The following is a 21044-nucleotide window of genomic DNA, read 5'->3' on the forward strand; positions in this document are numbered from 1 at the left end:
TTATTCCCATCCTTTGTATATATCTTTACTTAAATAACGCTCACTACTATCTGGAAAAATCGTTACAATATTTGTACCTGGTTTTGCTTTTTCAGCCTCAAGCAAGCTTGCATGGAATGCCGCTCCTGAAGAACTTCCAACGAGAAGACCTTCCTTTTGCGCTAATTCTTTTACACGTAAAAATGCATTTCGATCAGAAATCGTATGAATTTCATCGAAATAAGATGTTTTTAAAAATGGTGGAATAAATTCAAGACCAATTCCTTCTGTTTCATGTGAACCAGCCTTACCACCATTTAAAATAGATCCTTCTGGTTCTACAATAACCGTTTTAATATCAATGTTTTTCTCTTTTAAATAAGACGCAGTTCCCATAAACGTACCGCCAGTTCCTGCCCCTGCAACAAATATGTTAATCTCTCCATTCAGTGCATCCCAAAGTTCAGGACCTAGTGTTTTGAAATAAGCACGAGGATTTGCTTCATTAGCAAACTGACTTGGAGAGTATGAATTTGGTATTTCCTTTACTAATTCTTTTGCCTTTGCAATTGCGCCGGTCATTCCCTGCTCAGTCGGTGTATGCACGACCGTTGCACCTAACGCTTTCATTAATTCTTGCTTTTCAACACTAAATTTCTCTGGTACACAAACAATGACGCGTAAATCATGTTCTAACGCTGCAAGTGCCAGTCCAATGCCAGTATTTCCAGCCGTCGGTTCAATAATTGTTCCGCCCTGGGTAACAAGCCCTTTTTCTAGTGCATCTTCGATTAATTCCCTTCCTAAACGATCCTTAACGCTTCCGCCTGGGTTGTAAAATTCAAGCTTTGCAAATAAACGGACTCCTTTCGGAAGTGAAAAACGAGTAATTTCTATGATTGGTGTATGGCCAATCAACTCATGAACGCCACGATATACATTCATCGTGTTCTCCCCCTTATTTGCCAATAAAGAAAAGGCAACTGTATGTATTTTCTTTATATGAGACAGTTGCCTTTTTGTTACATTACTTTAACTCTTCTAGTACTTTTACGATAAAGTTTGTAGAATGAAGAGCTGCTTGATCTAAAAATTGATCAAATGAAACATTTGATTCTTTGCCAGCAATATCAGAAAGTGCACGAATAATAACAAACGGAACTTCATATTGGTGGCATACTTGCGCAACAGCTGCTGCTTCCATTTCTACTGCATAAAGGTCTTCAAATTTATCACGAATTGCTGCAACGCGGTTCGGATCACTCATAAATGAATCACCTGTTGCAATCATACCTTTTACAACTTGAATATTTTCTTCTGCTTGCATACATTTCTCAGCTAATGCAACTAATGCCTCATCAGCTTTAAATCCAGGTGGCATTCCTGGCACTTGACCATATTCGTAGTTAAATGCTGTAACATCTACGTCATGATGACGAACTTCTGTTGAAATAACCACATCTCCAACATTTAAAGAATGATGGAATCCACCAGCTGAACCAGTGTTGATTACTTTTTCAGGTTTATATCTTTCTAATAAAATTGTCGTTGACATCGCTGCATTTACTTTACCAATACCAGACTTTAGCAAGATTACTTCATGTCCTGCCAATAGCCCTTTCGTAAATTCACAACCTGCAACAGTTTCTGTTTCTGCTTGTTCTAGTTTGTCACGTAAAATACGTACTTCTTCTTCCATTGCTCCAATTACAGCAATTCTCAATCTAATCCCTCTTTCTATTGCTTAGTTGCCTCCATTACCCATACAAAATGATTTAATCTCGTAAACGTTACATGGAAGCCATTGTTTTCAAAAATAGATTGCATGATAGGAATACGTGTATAGTATTCTGTTTGCAAATCGTTTGCTAACTGATGAAAACCTCTTTGTTTTGCTGTTTCAACAGTTTTATCATATGCATCTTGATCTGCAAATATCGTATCAGCAAACACTATTTTACCACCTTTGTTTAGCAATTGACTATACTTCGCAATTGCTACGTCTTTTTCTTCATCTGTTAAATGATGAAATGCATAGGTGCTCACAATAGTATCAATTGAATTTGGGACTTCAAATGAAAGAAAGTCACCCTCTGTAATTGAAAACTCTTTTGGTAATTTCTCTTTTGCAATAGTACGCATTTCGCGTGACGGTTCTATACCGTAAACTGTGCGACCAGCAAGTAATAATTTATTTGTTAAATTGCCAGTACCAACACCGAATTCTAATACGTTGCCAAATGACTTGTTAACTACATCCTCTAAAATGTCCTCATAATGGGCGAAAACTTCTTTATATTGTATATCTTCGCCTTGTACAAATGAGTCGTACGTATGAGCCCATTCATCAAATAAACCATTAAATTCTATGCCCATAAAAATTCCCCTTTTTCTTATCGGTTTTATCAGTATGATATTCCCTCTTTCTAAAAATGTCAATTGAAATGCACATAGTATTTCCTTCTTTTCTTTGTTACACTATAGGTGATTACATAGGAGAGGGGTCGTCTTCGTGTCATTTACCTTTGAAATGTTAGAAGATAAAGTAGAGTTTTTTGAAGCGGCGGACTTAGCTTCTTTAGAAAAAAAAATTAGTGAGCAAATTGATAATAATAAAGCACTTATGCTCGAAGTACATCATATCTCGCATCAAATGATTATGGATTCTGAAAGCAAAAGACCTTATTATAGTGCGGTTGTTCATTTTAAATTAAAGAAATTACGCTAACTAAAAAAGAGAAGCTCCTAAGAGCCTCTCTTTTTTAGTTTAGAGTTTGAACAAGTACTGGTTTCCAGCCCTCATTATCTACCCAATCAATGTTTACATAATATTTTTTACCTGATTGCTTATCTTGTACGTTACCGTAGGCTTTATTCTTACCGTTATTTCCGATTCTATGAATAACTAATTGCTCTACTGGAACGTCAATTGCAGCGGAAATCGCTTGATTCATCTCATTCCAATCTGCTGTACCTTTTTTAAACGTCATCGCAGGTGTTGCACCTTGTTCTGTACCTACTGGCTTCCAAGAAGGTTTCGTATAAGCATCTGTTGCCTTTGGCTGTGTTTTTTCAGCTGATACTTTCTCATTAGCTTTTGCTTCTTCTTCAGCTTTTTTCTTTTCTTCCTCAGCCTTTTGCTTCTCTTCTTCTTTTTTCTTAGCCTCTGCTTTTTCTTGCTCGTTCTTCTTCGTCTCTTCTTTACCTTTAGCTTTCTCAGCTTTATTCTCTTTTGTTGTTTGCTGAGCTACTTTTTTATCACTAGGAGACGCTTGCTCTTTTGTATCAGGAACAAACAATTGATATGCTACTATAGCTACTGCTACTAATACAATAGCAATCGCAATATTTAAAACACCGTTTTGACGACGTTTTTGTTGTTTCTGTTGGAATCTAGATCCTCCTGCCATTCTTCAAACCTCCATGCAGTTTTTCATACTTGCTATTGTAACATTAAATCTAGAAAGGTTGAACATTTACAATAATATTTTCACGAAATGAAAACATTTCATAAATAATTGCAAGATTACTTTTCATTTTCTAATTGATGAATTGCTTCTACCAGTTCTGTAAAAACTGGTGTAACTGCATTTACGTTACTATCTGTTTCTATATCAACTACAACTAAAGCATATCTTGGGTTTTCATATGGAAAATAACCTGCAAACCAGCGATTCACCTTCGTTCCTTTTCCTGTTTGTGCCGTCCCAGATTTTCCAGCGACACTTAGTGGTAACGAACGAAATGCCGTTCCCGTTCCCTTCTCCATCGTTACAACGCCTCTTAATAACTCTTGTAGTTTTTTCACCGTTTCATAAGAAAGTTGTTTCCCATTTAATTTATGGTTTTCAAATGTAAAAAAGTCGGTTCCATTTTTATACACTATTTTTTTCACAGCTTTCACTTCCAGCTTCTCTCCATCTCTAGCAATTGTCGCCATCATATTCGCTATAGCTAGAGGTGACACGCGTACATCTTTTTGTCCGACCATCGTTTGGGCAATCGCTTTTCTACTATCTTTATTTTCTTCGCTTCCCCAAATAATAGCACTCTTTTCTTCTGGCAATTGCTCAAATTCCGGTGTATGAAATACGGAACCTTTCCACCCTACCTTCTGACTTGCTCCTAAGGCCTCTAAGTACGTTTCTAAAACTTCACTATCCTTTTGCATTAGTTCGTTACCTAATGCGGCAAACGTCCGATTACAGCTTCTAGCAAAGCTTTCCTTAAAATTTAATGACCCCATCATAACTTGTGGCAGATTTTCATCGTATAAATCCGTATTACAGTTAAATGCACGATTAAACCGCACCAAATTCTCATCAATTACTGCTGCTGCAACTACTGTTTTAAAAACAGACCCCGGAAAATGAGGAGTTAACATTTGATTTTCAAGTGTAGCTTTATATACACTCCTATCACTCATCTGTAAAGATGGCTTACTTACCATTGCTAAAACTTCACTATTCTTTATGTCTAGTAATACTAACCCACCTTTTTTTATTCCGTTTTCATCTATAATCTTTTCTGCCTGGCGTTGCAACGTTTTATGTATTGTCGTTTGAATAGTAACTGGATAAAATGGATTTCCTGGTGAAGTATATTTCGCCTGTTTCCCGAAAATCGGTTCTCCTTGTCGATCCACTTGATATAGTACTTTCGCCTCTCCATCAGTTAGTAAAAATTCATCAAATGATTGCTGCAATCCGGAAATACCAATTGGCGTTTGTTTCGAAAGTTTTTTCATTTCTCCATAACGCTTTTGAAATTCCTGTTCATTCTCTCCCACATCACCTATTAAATGATTTGCCTCTCCCGTTTGCTTCAATCGAACTTCTGCTGCTACAATACCTAAAATATCTAAGCGATTTACCTTCTCCATCTGCTCGACCGTTAATTGAAATGGGATATTCCCCCTTCGTAATATAAATGCTTCATTCTTATTTTTTATTTGCAGTCTTATCTCTTGTCTCGACACACCAATGATATGCGCAATTTTCTCTAACATGTCATTTTTTATTTGTAAAAATGGGAAAATAATTAAAACTGGATATTTCTCTTCACCAATTTCCTTACCATTTCGATCTATAAAATGCCCTCTTCCATTATCTACTGTAAGTGATTGTGTGCGCTGCGTAACACTTTTTTCAATCAAATTAATATTTCGGTCAGTAAACGATTCTGTATCTATAATCTGTATTTGGATTAAACGACAAAGTAATAAAAAAATCATACCCATAAAACAAATTAAAACAATTATAATTCTCCGTTTCATTTTCATAAAAAAACACCTCGTCTATTGTAGTTTAGACGAGGTACTGTTTTATTTATACAAACTGCAAAATTTAAAGCTGTATTACCTCAATATACTTAAAGTCATTATTACTTTTGGGGCTTCTCTAGAAACTTCATAAGAAGCGATCTAAATTCTGTTTCATTCACTCCAGCATTTTTTGCAACCTCGATTACAGTTGTTGTCACCTGAGTTGCTACCTTTAAGTATTCAGCACTTAAATTGTTCATTTCACTTCTTTTTTCTTTTGCATTTTCAACTGTTACAGAATCAATACACACAATCATCTTATCTACAATTTGCAAGTAATTATTTTCTGCATCTATTATTTTTTGAATATCACTTTTATTACTTATTTTAGATTGTTTTAAATATGTATATGCTTGATTTACTTCATCTTTGAGGAGTTTATCATTATTCTTTGCCTGTTCTTGTAACATACCCTTCATATCATCTATTGTTTTTTGATCCATCGAATCTCGTAATAAATATTCTGGATTCCCAATCGCATAATCATACTTAATCGTTACATTCTGAAATATTTTCATTACAATAGCTAATTGATACTCCAAATCAAAATCATCAAACTTCTCGTTATCAATACTTGATTCCACTTTCTCTTTTGGACTTTCTGTACTTTTTGAATTCTCGGTTGCAGCATTATCCTTTTTTTCTTCTTGCTTCACTTTTTCCCCCTTTGATGATGTAGCTTCCTCGTTAGTTCCACACGCAGTGAGCCCTAATATGGAGATACTAGAAATCAGTACCGTAAATATTTTTTTTTTCATACTTACCCTCTTTTCCCCTTTAAAACTGTTCCATGTTGAAATAATTAAAACTTAAAGTCCTCAATTATGATATCAAACTATTTAGTAGTTTATTGTCCTTTCCTGTCGAACCGTTTGAAAGTTCTAACAGCTTTTTATTTGTATAAACAAGTTAAAATAATAAAAAAGATTCCCCCAATTGGGAGAATCTTTTTTATTATTTTACAGAGATAATCTCTACTTGCATTTCTCCACCTGGTGTTTGGATTGCTACCTTCTCACCAATTTGCTTACCTAATAAGCTTTTTGCGATTGGAGAATCGTTAGAAATTCTTCCTTCGAATGGATCTGCTTCTGCGCTACCTACGATTGTGTAAGCTTCTTCGTCTCCACCTGGTAACTCTTTAAATGTTACTGTTTTACCTAATGTTACAACTGTAGACTCTTCACCATTGTCTTCAATGATAACCGCATTACGAATCATGTTTTCCAGTTGTGTAATACGTCCTTCTACGAATGCTTGCTCATCTTTCGCTGCATCGTACTCAGAGTTCTCAGAAAGATCTCCGAAGCTACGTGCGATCTTAATACGCTCTACAACTTCTTTACGTCTTACTGTTTTTAATTGCTCAACTTCGTTCTCTAGTTTTTGCTTACCCTCTTGCGTCATAGGGTATGTTTTTTCTGTTGCCATATTTTCCACTCCTTTTATATACCAATCCCCTGAAAAAAGAGGAGTTCCATATGAAAACTCCCCCACTTATATTAGCGGAGGTTTCTAGTACACGTGGCACTAGTGGAGTTGTCACATACAACCCCGTATTCCAAATTCTTCTTTATAGTAAGAAGATATGTATGGAAACTTGATATAAATATGCCCTCACCTATATATAGATGAGGTTGCATGTTTCATTGTATTCGATAGGAAGGGAAAAAATCCCTTCCTATCGTATATCTTTTACTATGCTATTACAAATTTACTTTTTGTTCAAGAATTGTTGCAATTTTTGTCACCATAATATCAATTGCAACGTGGTTTTGTCCACCTTCAGGGATAATAATATCCGCAAATTTCTTAGAAGGCTCAATAAATTGATTGTGCATTGGACGTACAACACTTACGTATTGATCAATAACTGAATCCATCGTACGACCGCGCTCTTCAATATCACGCTGCATGCGGCGCAGAATACGAAGGTCAGCATCTGTATCAACGAATAGCTTAATGTCCATTAACTCACAAAGACGTGGGTCTTCTAAAATAAGAATTCCTTCTAAAATGATTACATCTTTCGGCTCAACTGGAATAATTTCTTCTGAACGCGTATGCAATGTATAGTCATATACAGGCTTATCAATTTGCTCATATGCAAGCAACTGCTGCAAATGTTCAATTAACAGATCATTATCAAACGCAAGCGGATGATCATAATTTGTTTTTAAACGCTCTTCCATTGGTAAATGGCTTTGATCTTTGTAATAATAATCTTGCTCTAAGATTAAAATAGAATGACCTTGAAAATGGTCAAAAATCGCTTTCGTTACACTCGTTTTACCTGATCCTGAGCCACCAGCAATTCCAATTACAACAGGCTTATTCGTCCCCATTCGACTATCACTCTTTCTTATTGAAGTATGCTTTTGCGCATCATATTATTCACATACACTGGTTGATCCACTTTGAATTTCACGATTTGCAACGGATGTCTCGCTGCATCTAATTCGTTTCCATCCTCATCCCAAATTTTCTCCACCGTCTGCGTAAAGTTTTCTATTTCTGGTCCAAAGAACTCCACTTCATGTCCTGGTTTGAAATGATTACGTTGCTCAATCGTTACGATGCCCGTTTCTTCATTATAATCTAACACTAAACCAGCGAAATCATACGTTGTTTTCTTACTATGATTTCCAAACATTTGCTCTTGATGTCCTGGAACCCCTTCAAAGAATGCAGGAGCTGTATCACGATTTGCACATTTATCAAGCTCATCTAGCCATTCTTGTTTAAACTCAAAATTATCCGGATCCGCACAATACGCATCAATTACTTTACGATATACAGTTGCTACAGTCGCTACGTAATGGATAGATTTCATACGTCCTTCAACTTTTAAGCTATCAATTCCAATTTCAATCATTTTCGGAATTGATAAAATTAAATTTAAGTCTTTTGGACTCATCGCAAAATGAGCATCTTCTTCTTGGAATAGAGGAAGCTCTTTTGCATCTTTATGTTGTGATACTGTTTGAACTAAATCATAGTCCCAGCGACAAGATTGACAACAACCACCACGGTTAGAGTCACGCGCTGTCATATGGTTACTTAATGTACATCTTCCTGAATATGCGATACACATTGCACCATGGACGAATGCTTCAATTTCAATATCCACTTTTTCTTTAATTTCTTTCATCTCTTCATAGCTTGCTTCACGAGCTAATACGAGACGATGTAAACCTTCTTCTTTCCAATACTGTGCTGCTTTCCAGTTGGATAGTGATTGTTGTGTACTTAAATGCACCTCAACAGAAGGCGCTACACGTTTACACGTCTCAATAATAAGCGGATCGGCAACGATAATTCCCGTTACGCCAGCTTTTTCAATCCCTTTTAAATATTCCTCTAGCCCGTCCATATTTTCATTATGTGCAAAGATATTTGTAGTTACGTATATCTTTGCTCCATATTTCTTTGCGAACTCAACGCCTTCTGCCATGTCTTCCAGCGTAAAGTTACCTGCATTCGAACGAAGACCAAATTCTTGTCCACCTAAATATACAGCATCTGCCCCATAATGGATAGCTACTTTTAATTTTTCTAAGTTACCCGCAGGGATTAACAGTTCAGGTTTCTTCACAATAACGCGTTTGCCATCGATCACTCGTGAAATTTCTTGTACAGTCATTTCCTACACCCTCCTCGTTTAATAAACCGTCTCTTTAAAGAAGAACCCTGTATCTAACGGACGATTTACTGGTTGCATTTCTTCTATCTCGTTATATAAATCGTCTTTCACGTCATAATACGCATCACGATCTTCTACACATAAATCAATTGCTTTACGATATTTCTTCGTTACCTCAATAATGTATTCAGAACTTTTTAGTACACCCTCGATTTTTAAGCTATCAACTTCAGCATCGATTAGTTCCTCTAACTCATCAATGAAACAAATATCGTTTGGACTCATAATATGAGTACCATTTTCATCTTCATAAATTGGATATTTATTATTGCGCTCTGGATCATATAAGAACATATTCTCTTCATACTTTTTCTTTTCAATATCGAGATTACGACCTTGATACTCAAAGTAGTTTCCGACTAATGAACGCTTTGATTGGAACATGCAAGTCATACCGTGAATTTGCACCTCAAGTTCCACTTCAGCATTTTCTTTTAATTCAACAATTTCATCTAAGCTAAGCTCACGAGCTAATACAGCGCGTTTCGCACCTCTTTGTCCCCAATAGTTACAAGTAAACCAGTTTGTTGCTGTCGTTTCTGTATTCCAGTGTAACTGCATGTTTGGTGCAACTTCACGAACAGCCATTAATACCGCTGGATCTCCGAAAACAATCGCATCTACATGTATCTCATTTAAAAATGCAACATAGTCCGTTAATTCTTCTACTTTATCATTATGGAACATCGCATTCATTGCAACGTATACTTTCACACCATTTTCATGTGCAATGTTTACAGCTTCTTTCACATCTTCACGTGAAAAATCTCCTGCTAAACGTAAACCAAACTTTTGTTCACCGATCATTACTGCATCTGCTCCTGCTTTTGCAAGAGGTTCGATATCCGCCACTGCTCTAGGCGTTACTAACAATTCAGGTTTCTTCATACCTTTGTCACCCTTTCTTTTTACTTACAGCCACTCCATCACCAATCGGGAAAATCGTTGTATCATATCCTTCATGGTTCATAAGCCATTCATTGTACGTCTTAATACGACGAATCAAACCACGTGTACGTCTATTTTCAATTTTCTCTTTTGTCGTTACCAGGCCATGGTACATAACATTATCTGAAATAATAACGCCACCAGGATTTAATAACGGTTCATATAAGTCAAAAAAGCGACGATATTGCCCTTTCGCTGCATCAATAAAAATAACGTCAAATGTTCCATGTTCTTTCACTTGTTCGCCCGTTTCTAAAGCATCACCGTAAATAACAGAGATACGGTCTGTTACCGGGGAACATTCTATATATTCAAGTGCCTTTTCATATCGTTCGCGATTGCGCTCTACTGTCACAATGCGAGAATTCGGAATAGCTTGCATCATACGAATACTAGAATAACCGATTGCTGTTCCAAGCTCTAAAATGCTTTTCGGTCCAATTAAACGTAAAAATTGCAGCATAAATTCCATTCCAAGTCGATCCATAATCGGCACATGGTTTTCTGTTGCATACTCTTCCATTTCAAGAATTAATTTATCTTTTGGATCAATAAATGATAATAGGTACTCGTTAACTGCATCCTCCATAATTGGTCCTCCTTATTTACATGGAGAAGTGCCTCTATGACGCGTAAAACTTTGTCTTTTCACACATAGAATGCAATAAAAATACAAGCCAGCTTCACCCTTAGCTTGTACGTCCCGTTTTGATATTAAAAACGATTCTTCTGCCAGTTTTTAACCCGATATATTTTATCATAAAAAAGAGGGATGTGCGACCTTTTTCGCTACCCCTCCCCATTTTACTGTTTTTTCGTTATATATTTTTGCTTTAATGCATTATGTTCTTCTAATGTTTTCGCATAATACACTTCACCACTTGGTGCAGCTAAGAAATAATAATAATCTGTTTGCGCGGGTTCTAACGCTGCTTCTACTGAATGTTTACCAGAGTTTGCAATCGGTCCAACTGGCAATCCTTTCACAACATACGTATTATACGGTGAGTTCACTTTTAAGTCCTCGTATAATACACGTTGTTTATGCTTTCCAAGCGCGTATAATACCGTCGGGTCCGTTTGAAGTGGCATACCTTTTGCTATACGATTATAGAAAACACTAGAGATCTTTTGACGATCTGTAAAACCAGTAGCCTCTTCTTCAATAAGTGAAGACAGCGTAAGAAGCTGATGAACATCCCAGTTCTTCGCTTTCATTTTCGCCTCATTTTGAACAATGATTGCATTCGTTTTCTCAAGCATCGGCATTACGATTTCTTCTAATGTCGTATCTTTCTTATAGAACGAATACGTCGCAGGATATAAATAACCTTCTAATGGATATTTAATATTGCTATCAAAGATTTTGTCAGTCAATAACTTCGGATACTTTTGCTGCATTTTTTGAACAAATGCCTTATCGTTTAACTGACGCACAACATCATCTTTATTCCACTTTAATTCTACCGCAATCGCTTCTGCAATTTCAGTTACTTGTGCTCCTTCTTTAATCGTCACTTTATAAAGAGCCGGACGATGTACGTTGCCCGATGACATTTGTTCAATGACATCGTTAGCACTCATCGAAGGATTTAATAAATATGTACCTGCTTGTAAACTTTTTGATTTAGCCTTCGTATAAAAACTAAACACTGTACCGTTTTTCACAGCACCTTTTTCTTCTAAAATCTCACCAATTTTGCTTGTAGATGACCCCTTTGGAATCTCTACTTCAATCTCTTTTTTATTCTCGCTATTAACCGGTCCTAACGCCGATGAAATATACGCATAGACTGAACCACAAACTAAGAGCAATGCAATAATCGAAAATAAAAAAATGCGTCTACGCTTCTTTTTCACTTGATTCTCTACCAAAACTCTTCCTCCTTATTCAATTGTAGACCATATGGACATATTTCTATACAACACGATGGAAAACCACAACAAACTCACCTATCTTTTTTAGATAGACGTTTTATCCCGATTGGTGTGGGCTAATAATTAATGGGGATGGACAAAACCCCACTGATTAAAGTTTCGCTTTATTTTTCTACAATCCGTCTCATTATACTACAAAGGATTGCGTGGTTTCGACAAAAAATCTTTCATTTTACATATAAATACAAAAAAAGATGGACTGTATGTCGTCCATCTTTTCAGTACTTATTATTCTGCGTCTTGCTCATCAGCAAGAGTGTTGAACATTTCTTGTACCATTTCCCACTCTTCTTCAGATTCGATCGGAAGTAAAGTTCCGCCCTCTTCTTCATTTTGCTCATAAGCCATTGCATCATAAATTTGGTCTCCATCTTCGTCTACTTCACCGATTGGAGAGAAGACTACGTATGATTTTTTTCCAAATTTTTCAGCATCAAAAGTGAAAACAATCTCACATAAATGTTCGTTACCTTTTTCGTCTACAATTGTAATTTGATTTTCTTCCATTTTGGTCACCTCTTATTTACTATCTAAAAATCCTTGTAAGATTACGACTGCAGCCATCTTATCGATTACTTGCTTTCGCTTCTTACGGCTTACATCAGCTGAAATGAGCAGACGTTCCGCTGCCATCGTCGACAAACGCTCGTCCCACATTACAACGTCTAATTGTAACAGCTCTCGTAGGTTTTCTGCAAATTGCTGACAAGCTTCACCACGCGGGCCAATTGTACCATTCATATTTTTAGGTAAACCTACTACTATTTTGTCCACATCATACTGTTTTACTAACTCAGAAATACGGTCAAAACCAAATTGACCTCGTTCTTCGTTAATCTTGATTGTTTCCAATCCTTGTGCTGTCCAGCCCATTTCGTCACTAATTGCAACTCCGACTGTTTTGGTACCTACATCTAAACCTAATATCCGCATAAACTACTCCTCACGATGATGTTTCAAGTAAGACTTCACAAGCTCTTCAATTAACTCATCACGCTCAAGCTTGCGAATGATGCTTCGAGCATCTTTATGGCGAGGTATGTATGCTGGGTCTCCACTTAATAAATAACCGACGATTTGGTTAATCGGATTATAGCCTTTTTCTTGAAGTGCATCATACACAGTTAAAAGTACATCATTTACATGGACACTCTGTTTTTCATCTTGAATGCTAAACTTCATTGTTTTATCAAAACCGTCCATTTCAAGCACCTCACTTGTAAGTAGTAAGTATAGGGAGAAGAACTTCTCCTCTCCCTACCATTGTACACTACTATCTCTTTATTTTGAAACAGATTTAACGTACTCTTGTACAAATGCTAAAGCTTCCTCAACTTGCGCTGGGTTTTTACCACCTGCTTGTGCCATATCAGGACGGCCACCACCGCCACCGCCACAACGAGAAGCTACTTCTTTCACAAGCTTACCTGCATGGTAACCTTGGCTAATTAAATCTTTCGTTACGCCAGCTAAAATATTTACTTTATCATCATTTACAGACGCTAATACAACAACTGCAGACTCTAATTTATTTTTAAGGTCATCCATCATCGTACGTAAGTTGTTCATATCTGCAACATTTACTTTCGCGGCTAATACGTTCACTCCATCCACTGTCATTACTGAATCAGTTAAGTTTCCAGCTTCGATATTGCTTAATTTCGCAGCAAGAGATTCGTTTTCTTTTTGAAGTTGTTTCACTTCAGCAAATAAACCATCAACTCTTGTTAAAATATCTTTCGGATTTGTTTTCATTTTTCCTGCTGCTTCTTTTAATAAACCTACTTGATCGTTCATTAATTCGTATGCAGATTTACCTGTTACCGCCTCAATACGACGAGTTCCTGCACCGATACCAGACTCAGCAACAATTTTGAAAATACCGATAGAAGCTGTGTTATCAACGTGACAACCACCACAAAGCTCTAAGCTATAATCGCCTACTTGTACAACGCGTACAACATCTCCGTATTTTTCACCGAACAATGCCATCGCGCCCATTTCTTTCGCTTCTTCGATTGCTTTTTGAGAAATCGCAACATCAATACTTTCCCAAATTTTTTCGTTTACGATACGCTCAATTTTTTCTAATTCGTCAGCTTGTACTTGACCGAAGTGAGAGAAATCAAAGCGTAAACGTTCAGAAGTTACAAGAGAACCAGCTTGGTTAACATGCGTTCCAAGTACATCTTTTAATGCTTGGTGCAGTAAGTGAGTTGCTGTATGGTTTTTCACAACGCTACTACGGTTTTTCGTATCGATAACAGCTTTTACAGCCGCATCTTTCGTTAATGTACCTTCTTCAACAACAACTTTGTGTAAGTTTTGACCATTTGGTGCTTTTTGTACGTCTTTTACAAGAACTTTCACGCCGTCAGCAAGAAGATAACCACGGTCTGCAATTTGCCCACCGCTCTCAGCGTAGAATGGCGTTACATCAAGCATTAATTGTCCTTCTTCACCTGCTTGTAAGCTATCTGTGTACTCACCATTTTTCACAAGTGCAACAACGTTACTTTCTGTTGCAACTGTACCGTAACCGACGAATTCGCTCGCTACTTTAACTTCACCAAGTACACCGCCTTGCACTTGCATAGAATCAACGTCTTGACGAGCAGCACGTGCACGTTCACGTTGTTTTTCCATTTCAGCTTCAAAACCTTTATGGTCAACTGTCATACCAGCTTCTTCTGCATATTCTTCTGTTAATTCAATTGGGAAACCGTACGTGTCGTATAGACGGAACGCATCTACACCAGAAATAACAGTTGTTTTTTCTTCTTTCGCTTTTGCGATTACTTCAGCTAAAATTGCTTCACCATCATGAAGTGTTTCATGGAAACGCTCTTCTTCATTTTTCACAACTTTTGCGATGAAATCTTTCTTTTCAAGTACTTCTGGATAGAAGTCTTTCATTACTTCTCCAACAACCGGTACTAATTCAAACATGAATGGACGGTTGATGTTTAATTTCTTCGAATAACGAACAGCGCGGCGTAATAAACGACGTAATACATAACCACGGCCTTCGTTAGATGGAAGAGCACCGTCACCAACAGCGAATGTTACTGTACGAATATGGTCAGCAATTACTTTAAACGCCATATCTTTTTCTAAGTCGCCATTACGATACTTCTCACCAGAAATTGATTCTGTCGCACCAATCATCGGCATGAATAGGTCTGTATCAAAGTTCGTAGGCACATCTTGAACGATAGATGTCATACGCTCTAGACCCATTCCTGTATCGATGTTTTTCTTAGGAAGTGGCGTATATGAACCGTCTGGATTATGGTTAAATTGAGAGAATACAAGGTTCCATACTTCTAAGTAACGCTCATTTTCTCCACCTGGATATAATTCTGGGTCACTAAAGTCATTACCGTAAGATTCTCCGCGGTCATAGAAGATCTCTGTATTCGGTCCACTTGGTCCTTCACCGATATCCCAGAAGTTTTCTTCTAAACGGATGATGCGCTCTTTTGGAACACCCATTTTCTCATTCCAAATTGTGAATGCTTCTTCATCTTCTGGGTGGATTGTAACTGATAGTAATTCTTTATCGAATCCGATCCATTTGTCGCTCGTTAAAAATTCCCAAGCCCAAGTAATTGCTTCTTCTTTGAAGTAATCACCGATTGAGAAGTTCCCTAACATTTCAAAGAATGTATGGTGACGAGCTGTTTTCCCAACGTTTTCAATATCGTTTGTACGAATTGATTTTTGTGCATTTGTAATACGTGGGTTTTGCGGGATTACACGACCATCAAAATATTTCTTTAATGTCGCTACACCACTATTAATCCATAGAAGAGATGGATCCTCATGTGGAACTAGTGATGCACTTGGTTCTACTGCATGTCCTTTTTCCTGGAAAAAGTCTAAAAACATTTGACGAATTTGAGCGCCTGTTAGTTGTTTCATTGTATTTTCCTCCTTAAATATAAAAAACTCCCGCCCCTATAAAAGGGACGAGAGTTAACTCGCGATACCACCCTAATTATGAATTGATTATTATAACAATCAATTCATCACCTCATGGTGCCGTAACGTGGCAAGACGGCAGTGATTAGCTGCTCTCAGGATTAGCTTTCTGGTACCCTTCATTTAAAGCTTCTTTCAGCCAGTGGAAGCTTCTCTCTATAAATGGACTGTAACATACTTGTTCCGTCATTGATTTAATGTATTATATGACTAAATATAATAGAATTCTCTTAAGTTTGTCAATGTAGATAATAATAATTATATTGTACCACATACATTTCTGATAGCTACATAAGTATCTACTTGTCATTATAAACAGCCTTTATATATTATGTATTTATTAACAAGTAGGGATATTTTCATACAAAAAAATTACTACTTGTTAATATTTCTTAATATTACATTTTTGTTATAATTAAATTATTAACATTAAAGGAGCGATTATAATGACAACTTTATTGAATCAAGCTAAAGAAATGTTAACTACTGACGAAAAAATCCTTTTTTATGCAGCATGTTCATTAGATATATTTATCTATCGTTCCGTCGCAAGGCCAGGACTGTTAATCTTGACGAACAAAAGGCTCTTCTTTTACGGACCAGATTTAAGTAGGAACCCAATATTTGAAGAGTACTCTTTCGCAAAAATTTCTAATCTAAAAGAACAGAAACGACTTTTCAGCAATCAAATTGTATTTATGTATGATGATGAATGGAAAAGAATAAAACATATTCAAACAAATGATGTGAGCGGGGTTGTTCAGCAAATAAAAAAACAACTACCTAAATAGGCAGATTGTGAGCCCTCTATTTCTATAAATAGAGGGCTTTCACATTAAATATCTTCTCTTTTCCAAAGAGGCCTTACATGAACGATCACCGTGCGAATGACCGCTAAAATCGGGACCGATATTAATAATCCTACAATTCCCGCAACTTCTCCCCCAACTAGTAATGCGAGCATAATAATAACAGGGTGCATACGGAGCGACTTACCAACGATGTAAGGAGATAAAATATTACTTTCAACAAATTGCAAAATCGCAATTGTAATTCCCGCCTTAATGAGTAAACTCGTTGATACCGTTGCCGCGATCATCAATGTCGGAATGGCTCCTAAAATAGGGCCAAAATACGGGATTATATCCGTTACCCCAATAATAATACCGAGCAGCAATGGATATTTCATACCGATAAACCAAAAAGAAAGAGCGGATACTCCCCCTAATACTAAGCAAACAAATAACTGTCCTCGAATATAGCTTCCAAGTGACTTGTCAATTTCTTTCGCGAGCATTTGTCCTGTACTACGCCATTTACTTGGAACTAGTTTCCAAAAGGTATGATAAAACTCACCGTAGTCTTTTAATATGTAAAATACAATGAACGGAATTAAGAAAATAATGAGCAATGAATCCAGTACACCACGAGCTGTGCTCATTACTTTATTCAAAAGCGCTTGAATCTTCATTTCTACACCAACAAAAATTTGTTTCACCTTTTCATGAATAAATGATGGGAAATTCGCTGTTTGTTCTGTTACCCCATCCATCCAAGAATCGTACATTTTTGTAAACTGCGGAAATTGTTCATTAATCTCTTGCAACTGCTTTATAACAATTGGTGTTCCTTTATAAATTCCATAGCCAATCCCGCCGAAGAAAAGGACATAAATGAGCAAAATAGCAAGTGTGCGTGGCATCCCTTCCTTATGGATTTTTTCAATTAACGGGTGTAATAAATATGCAATGAAACACGCAATAAGAAATGGTGTAATTGCCATTTTAAACACAAAAATAATCGGTGCCCATAGCGGCTTAATTTTTAAAAAGACAAGCAAACAAAGAAAAACGAGTAACAATAATCCTAAACGATATATCCAAATGATTTTAAGATTCTTCACACGAAAAACCTCCTCCACCTTTATTTTGAAAATAAATGGGGTAGGTTATGTGCAAAACTTTTAAAATCTTTTCATACAGACCATACTGTTTTTTAAAGACGTACATATATTTAACATAATAAGGACAACCACCCCTGAGAATACAAAAAATCAAAATATAATCAGGAGGGCTAATTATGGTTTTATTTATGCTCGTATTATCCGCACTTTTTATGATTCTTGAATGGATTTGTATCGGGTTTGGTATTTGGAAAGGTTTCTTTATTCGCTCCTCGCGAAAAGAAAGAGCGAAGCAATTATGGCATTATGGAATACTTGGAGTTGGATGTTACGGTCTATCTTATGTTTTCTCGGAAATCGGACTTTTATATTTGCATATGAATACGTAAAAAAACTCCCTCGTCAATAAGGGAGTTTTTCACTTTATCGAAATGATTATAAATAAGACTTAATCATCTTACGCGCTTTTTTCATATTGCGTTTTGAAAATACATCTTGCTTGCGAGCATATCGATATGCTGCAGCCCCAACACCTAATGCGATTAATGAATTGCGTAGATTCAAAGTAGATCCCCCTTTTCGTTATCCGATCGTTCTCTCATTCTCATCAAATAAATCATCAAGAGAGCTTAATGAACCATCTTCCTCTACTTGATGCGTATGGATTTTCCCCTTTGAAACCGATAATTCAATATAACAATTCCAGCAATAAAATTGGTTGACACCTATTTTTCCAATGTCTTTCCCTTTGCAATTTGGACAACTGAACATATGGCTTTCATCTCCTCACAGTCTCCCAGATTCTATTCGCCATTATGTCCAAACCGCATTCATTTATACATGCTAGAGCCTTTCAACGTTGTACGTTTGAAAGTTTCACTATATAATTTCACCTTGTTACATGAAATCATACGGTGAAATGTTTTCCACGTCCATTTCTTCACCATTAACCGTTACCATCTGTACCTCTCCTTGTGATTCTTGCAATCGACCAGCTAAAGTCGTTTGACGCATTGCATCATCAAGGCGATTTACACCGGATTGAAAAGCTGCTTCCTCTCCGCAAATAATAAGGAATTTTTTACTTCTCGTAATGCCCGTGTAAATTAAATTACGACGTAACATACGATTGTAACTTTTTACGATTGGCATAATAACAATCGGGAATTCACTACCTTGTGATTTATGAATCGAACAACAATATGCATGTGTAATTTGATTTAAATCTGGCTTTGTATACGTTACTTCAATCCCATCAAATGAAACGATAATCATATCTTGTTGCTCAACGTTTTCTTTCGCATAAAACACCGAAACGATTTCTCCGATATCACCATTAAACACTTGGCTCTCTGGCTGATTCACCAATTGTAGTACTTTATCACCTCTTCGGTATACAACATCACCGTAAGCAATTTCTTTACTCTTTTCTTTTTTCGGATTAAATACTTCTTGCAACGCTTCATTCAGCACATTAATACCAGCAGGTCCCCGGTACATCGGCGCTAATACTTGTACATCTCTTGCACTAAATCCTTTTGTCTTTGCGTTTTCACAAACCTTTTTGACAACCTCAACAATTTGATTTCCTGTACAAGCAATAAACGAACGGTCTTTTTTGTTTTCCGCTAAATCTGGTGGTAGCATTCCATCTTTTATCGCATGGGCAAGCTGAATAACAGATGATCCTTCCGCTTGACGATAAATTTCTGTAAGTTTGACTGTCGGAACTGCACCTGCATTCAATAAGTCTTTTAACACTTGTCCAGGGCCTACAGATGGCAACTGATCTTCATCGCCTACAACGATAACTTGAATATTTGTCGGAAGCGACTTGAATAGCTGATTTGCAAGCCAAATGTCAACCATTGAAAACTCATCAATAATGAGTAACTTCCCTTGAACCGGGTCAGTTTCATTACGCTGGAAAGAACCTTCTGGTGTCCAACCAAGCAAACGATGAATTGTGCAAGCTGGAAGTCCTGTTGATTCACTCATTCGCTTCGCCGCTCTTCCTGTCGGGGCCGTTAATAGTATTGGAAATGGATTATCATCACTATATTCATTTGGATTTAGTGATAATCCGTGCAATGACGCATACATTTCAACAATTCCTTTAATAACTGTTGTTTTCCCCGTTCCTGGTCCACCTGTTAATAACATCATCGGTTTATGAAGTGCAGTTTGAACTGCTTCTTGCTGAAGCGGTGCATACTGCACCTTCAACTGTTCTTCAATTTCTCCTAATGTTTTTAACACTTCTGCTTCAGGGAATGAAGGAGTTTCTTCTTGATTCATAAGACGACGAATTGACTTTACAACGCCTTTCTCAGAATAGAATAAAGAAGCTAAATACACTCGCTCTTCTTCTATAATGACTTTCCCTTCACTTTGCATCATTTCAACGCAGCCTACAATGTCTTCCTCAGTCACTCTGCCTTCTTGATTATTTAAAAGTGACATCGTTTCTCTTACAAGCTGACCTTTTTCCATATAAACGTGACCAAATTGTAATGACACATTCTCTAATGTATAAAAACATCCCGCACGTACACGGTCGTCGTGATTGCCCGATATACCTAATGCACGCCCTATATCATCTGCTCTCCCAAAACCAATTCCATCCACTTCTTCAATAAGCTTATATGGATTGTTACGAATCACTTCTAATGTCATCTCTTTATATTGCTGATAAATTTTAATTGAAAGCTTCGTCCCAAAACCGTAACCATTTAAAAAACTCATCACTTTTTCTAACCCTTGATGCTCAATAATCGTCTCATATATTTCCTGCGCTTTTTGCTTGTTTACAACACCATTTAACGCATCAGGATCATCCATAATTTTAGAAATGGCATGCTCACCAAGATGGTCCACAATTTTTTCAGCCGTACGCTTTCCAATCCCTTTAAATAAATCGCTCGCTAAATACTGCACCATACCTGCTTTTGTTTGTGGCAATTCTTTCTTAAACGTTTCAACTAAATATTGTTTCCCATACTTTGGGTGGTCTTTAAAATGACCTGTTAATGTAAACACTTCATCCTCATGCATACGGGGAAAATGACCGTTTATCATTACTTTTTTTTCGTCGTATGTTTCATTCGTTTCAATGACTTTCATACTGACAACGGAATAGAGGTTTTCTTCGTTGTGGAAAATGGTATGAAGAACTTGCGCTTTTATAAATTTTTTCTCTTCCTCAAACAAATCCATTGCATGTTGATTTCCCATCTTTCCTCTCCTTTCCGATTTCTTTTCACTTT

The 21044-nt window shown here is 36.8% G+C and carries 23 protein-coding genes and 1 other annotated feature; of the genes, 3 read left to right on the top strand and 20 right to left on the bottom strand.

Annotation, left to right across the window (positions count from 1 at the left end):
- From MR109_RS04470 to MR109_RS04480, 3 genes are all read right to left on the bottom strand, one after another.
- Positions 1–924, bottom strand: coding sequence for an O-acetylserine dependent cystathionine beta-synthase (locus MR109_RS04470; RefSeq protein WP_242271181.1), 924 nt, complete (start codon positions 922–924; stop codon positions 1–3).
- 82 nt (positions 925–1006) lie between these two features.
- A complete protein-coding gene (gene mtnN / locus MR109_RS04475; protein WP_002088741.1) occupies positions 1007–1702 on the bottom strand; it encodes a 5'-methylthioadenosine/S-adenosylhomocysteine nucleosidase in 696 nt (231 codons plus the stop codon).
- Positions 1703–1716: 14 nt separating this feature from the next.
- Positions 1717–2355: a class I SAM-dependent DNA methyltransferase gene (locus MR109_RS04480; RefSeq protein WP_002173556.1), complete on the bottom strand. Its 639-nt coding sequence runs from the start codon at positions 2353–2355 to the stop codon at positions 1717–1719.
- A gap of 136 nt (positions 2356–2491) precedes the next feature.
- Here MR109_RS04480 and MR109_RS04485 point away from each other — a divergent pair, with 136 nt between their 5' ends.
- Positions 2492–2707, top strand: coding sequence for a YrzA family protein (locus MR109_RS04485; protein ID WP_002173557.1), 216 nt, complete (start codon positions 2492–2494; stop codon positions 2705–2707).
- A gap of 34 nt (positions 2708–2741) precedes the next feature.
- Here the strand turns inward: MR109_RS04485 and MR109_RS04490 are convergent, their stop codons facing one another.
- The 13 genes from MR109_RS04490 to alaS form a co-directional block, all read right to left on the bottom strand.
- Complete coding sequence (locus MR109_RS04490; RefSeq protein WP_242271182.1) at positions 2742–3389, bottom strand: YrrS family protein; 648 nt, start codon at positions 3387–3389, stop codon at positions 2742–2744.
- A gap of 116 nt (positions 3390–3505) precedes the next feature.
- On the bottom strand, positions 3506–5260 hold the full coding sequence (locus MR109_RS04495; RefSeq protein ID WP_242271183.1) for a peptidoglycan D,D-transpeptidase FtsI family protein: 1755 nt from the start codon (positions 5258–5260) through the stop codon (positions 3506–3508).
- Between the two features lie 101 nt (positions 5261–5361).
- A complete protein-coding gene (locus tag MR109_RS04500) occupies positions 5362–6060 on the bottom strand; it encodes a hypothetical protein (protein ID WP_242271184.1) in 699 nt (232 codons plus the stop codon).
- A 196-nt stretch (positions 6061–6256) separates the two neighbouring features.
- Positions 6257–6733: a transcription elongation factor GreA gene (greA, locus tag MR109_RS04505; RefSeq protein WP_002173560.1), complete on the bottom strand. Its 477-nt coding sequence runs from the start codon at positions 6731–6733 to the stop codon at positions 6257–6259.
- A gap of 275 nt (positions 6734–7008) precedes the next feature.
- The gene (gene udk, locus MR109_RS04510) at positions 7009–7647 is read right to left on the bottom strand and encodes a uridine kinase (protein ID WP_002173561.1); all 639 of its coding nucleotides are present in this window, start codon (positions 7645–7647) and stop codon (positions 7009–7011) included.
- Positions 7648–7664: 17 nt separating this feature from the next.
- The gene (locus MR109_RS04515; RefSeq protein ID WP_000217964.1) at positions 7665–8945 is read right to left on the bottom strand and encodes a peptidase U32 family protein; all 1281 of its coding nucleotides are present in this window, start codon (positions 8943–8945) and stop codon (positions 7665–7667) included.
- 18 nt (positions 8946–8963) lie between these two features.
- A complete protein-coding gene (locus tag MR109_RS04520; protein WP_002173562.1) occupies positions 8964–9893 on the bottom strand; it encodes a peptidase U32 family protein in 930 nt (309 codons plus the stop codon).
- Positions 9894–9900: 7 nt separating this feature from the next.
- Complete coding sequence (locus MR109_RS04525; RefSeq protein WP_002173563.1) at positions 9901–10542, bottom strand: O-methyltransferase; 642 nt, start codon at positions 10540–10542, stop codon at positions 9901–9903.
- A gap of 215 nt (positions 10543–10757) precedes the next feature.
- On the bottom strand, positions 10758–11828 hold the full coding sequence (gene mltG, locus MR109_RS04530; protein WP_242271185.1) for an endolytic transglycosylase MltG: 1071 nt from the start codon (positions 11826–11828) through the stop codon (positions 10758–10760).
- A 291-nt stretch (positions 11829–12119) separates the two neighbouring features.
- On the bottom strand, positions 12120–12398 hold the full coding sequence (locus MR109_RS04535; RefSeq protein WP_025147360.1) for a DUF1292 domain-containing protein: 279 nt from the start codon (positions 12396–12398) through the stop codon (positions 12120–12122).
- Positions 12399–12410: 12 nt separating this feature from the next.
- Positions 12411–12824 carry a Holliday junction resolvase RuvX gene (ruvX, locus tag MR109_RS04540; protein WP_001221197.1) on the bottom strand — a complete coding sequence of 138 codons (414 nt, stop codon included), beginning with the start codon at positions 12822–12824 and terminating at the stop codon, positions 12411–12413.
- Between the two features lie 3 nt (positions 12825–12827).
- Positions 12828–13094, bottom strand: coding sequence for an IreB family regulatory phosphoprotein (locus tag MR109_RS04545; RefSeq protein WP_000348590.1), 267 nt, complete (start codon positions 13092–13094; stop codon positions 12828–12830).
- Positions 13095–13172: 78 nt separating this feature from the next.
- Positions 13173–15815 (bottom strand): alanine--tRNA ligase, encoded by a 2643-nt coding sequence (gene alaS / locus MR109_RS04550; RefSeq protein WP_242271186.1) that lies wholly within the window; start codon positions 15813–15815, stop codon positions 13173–13175.
- A 40-nt stretch (positions 15816–15855) separates the two neighbouring features.
- Positions 15856–16074 (bottom strand) — a binding site (T-box leader).
- Between the two features lie 247 nt (positions 16075–16321).
- Here alaS and MR109_RS04555 point away from each other — a divergent pair.
- Positions 16322–16666, top strand: a complete 345-nt coding sequence (locus tag MR109_RS04555; RefSeq protein ID WP_048372316.1) for a PH domain-containing protein — start codon at positions 16322–16324, stop codon at positions 16664–16666.
- A gap of 44 nt (positions 16667–16710) precedes the next feature.
- On the opposite strand, the gene MR109_RS04560 is transcribed toward MR109_RS04555, so the two are convergent.
- Positions 16711–17778: an AI-2E family transporter gene (locus MR109_RS04560; protein ID WP_048372318.1), complete on the bottom strand. Its 1068-nt coding sequence runs from the start codon at positions 17776–17778 to the stop codon at positions 16711–16713.
- Between the two features lie 176 nt (positions 17779–17954).
- Between MR109_RS04560 and MR109_RS04565 the strand changes: the two genes are divergently transcribed.
- Complete coding sequence (locus tag MR109_RS04565) at positions 17955–18167, top strand: hypothetical protein (protein WP_002173569.1); 213 nt, start codon at positions 17955–17957, stop codon at positions 18165–18167.
- A gap of 46 nt (positions 18168–18213) precedes the next feature.
- Here MR109_RS04565 and MR109_RS04570 read toward each other — a convergent pair whose 3' ends face one another.
- The 3 genes from MR109_RS04570 to recD2 form a co-directional block, all read right to left on the bottom strand.
- The gene (locus MR109_RS04570) at positions 18214–18342 is read right to left on the bottom strand and encodes a YrzQ family protein (protein WP_002173570.1); all 129 of its coding nucleotides are present in this window, start codon (positions 18340–18342) and stop codon (positions 18214–18216) included.
- An 18-nt stretch (positions 18343–18360) separates the two neighbouring features.
- Positions 18361–18549 carry a hypothetical protein gene (locus MR109_RS04575; protein ID WP_000490499.1) on the bottom strand — a complete coding sequence of 63 codons (189 nt, stop codon included), beginning with the start codon at positions 18547–18549 and terminating at the stop codon, positions 18361–18363.
- Positions 18550–18675: 126 nt separating this feature from the next.
- Complete coding sequence (recD2, locus tag MR109_RS04580) at positions 18676–21012, bottom strand: SF1B family DNA helicase RecD2 (protein ID WP_071718562.1); 2337 nt, start codon at positions 21010–21012, stop codon at positions 18676–18678.
- Between the last annotated feature and the right edge of the window lie 32 nt (positions 21013–21044).

Source organism: Bacillus cereus group sp. BfR-BA-01310 (assembly GCF_022664325.1).
Classification (GTDB): domain Bacteria; phylum Bacillota; class Bacilli; order Bacillales; family Bacillaceae_G; genus Bacillus_A; species Bacillus_A paramycoides.

Bases quoted from the DNA above. Each gene is read 5' to 3' on its own strand.
- MR109_RS04470 (WP_242271181.1), bottom strand. From the start codon at position 924: ATGAATGTATATCGTGGCGTTCATGAGTTGATTGGCCATACACCAATC.
- MR109_RS04480 (WP_002173556.1), bottom strand. From the start codon at position 2,355: ATGGGCATAGAATTTAATGGTTTATTTGATGAATGGGCTCATACGTAC.
- MR109_RS04490 (WP_242271182.1), bottom strand. From the start codon at position 3,389: ATGGCAGGAGGATCTAGATTCCAACAGAAACAACAAAAACGTCGTCAA.
- MR109_RS04495 (WP_242271183.1), bottom strand. From the start codon at position 5,260: ATGAAAATGAAACGGAGAATTATAATTGTTTTAATTTGTTTTATGGGT.
- MR109_RS04500 (WP_242271184.1), bottom strand. From the start codon at position 6,060: ATGAAAAAAAAAATATTTACGGTACTGATTTCTAGTATCTCCATATTA.
- greA (WP_002173560.1), bottom strand. From the start codon at position 6,733: ATGGCAACAGAAAAAACATACCCTATGACGCAAGAGGGTAAGCAAAAA.
- udk (WP_002173561.1), bottom strand. From the start codon at position 7,647: ATGGGGACGAATAAGCCTGTTGTAATTGGAATTGCTGGTGGCTCAGGA.
- MR109_RS04515 (WP_000217964.1), bottom strand. From the start codon at position 8,945: ATGACTGTACAAGAAATTTCACGAGTGATCGATGGCAAACGCGTTATT.
- MR109_RS04520 (WP_002173562.1), bottom strand. From the start codon at position 9,893: ATGAAGAAACCTGAATTGTTAGTAACGCCTAGAGCAGTGGCGGATATC.
- MR109_RS04525 (WP_002173563.1), bottom strand. From the start codon at position 10,542: ATGGAGGATGCAGTTAACGAGTACCTATTATCATTTATTGATCCAAAA.
- MR109_RS04535 (WP_025147360.1), bottom strand. From the start codon at position 12,398: ATGGAAGAAAATCAAATTACAATTGTAGACGAAAAAGGTAACGAACAT.
- ruvX (WP_001221197.1), bottom strand. From the start codon at position 12,824: ATGCGGATATTAGGTTTAGATGTAGGTACCAAAACAGTCGGAGTTGCA.
- MR109_RS04545 (WP_000348590.1), bottom strand. From the start codon at position 13,094: ATGGACGGTTTTGATAAAACAATGAAGTTTAGCATTCAAGATGAAAAA.
- alaS (WP_242271186.1), bottom strand. From the start codon at position 15,815: ATGAAACAACTAACAGGCGCTCAAATTCGTCAAATGTTTTTAGACTTT.
- MR109_RS04555 (WP_048372316.1), top strand. From the start codon at position 16,322: ATGACAACTTTATTGAATCAAGCTAAAGAAATGTTAACTACTGACGAA.
- MR109_RS04565 (WP_002173569.1), top strand. From the start codon at position 17,955: ATGGTTTTATTTATGCTCGTATTATCCGCACTTTTTATGATTCTTGAA.
- MR109_RS04575 (WP_000490499.1), bottom strand. From the start codon at position 18,549: ATGTTCAGTTGTCCAAATTGCAAAGGGAAAGACATTGGAAAAATAGGT.
- recD2 (WP_071718562.1), bottom strand. From the start codon at position 21,012: ATGGGAAATCAACATGCAATGGATTTGTTTGAGGAAGAGAAAAAATTT.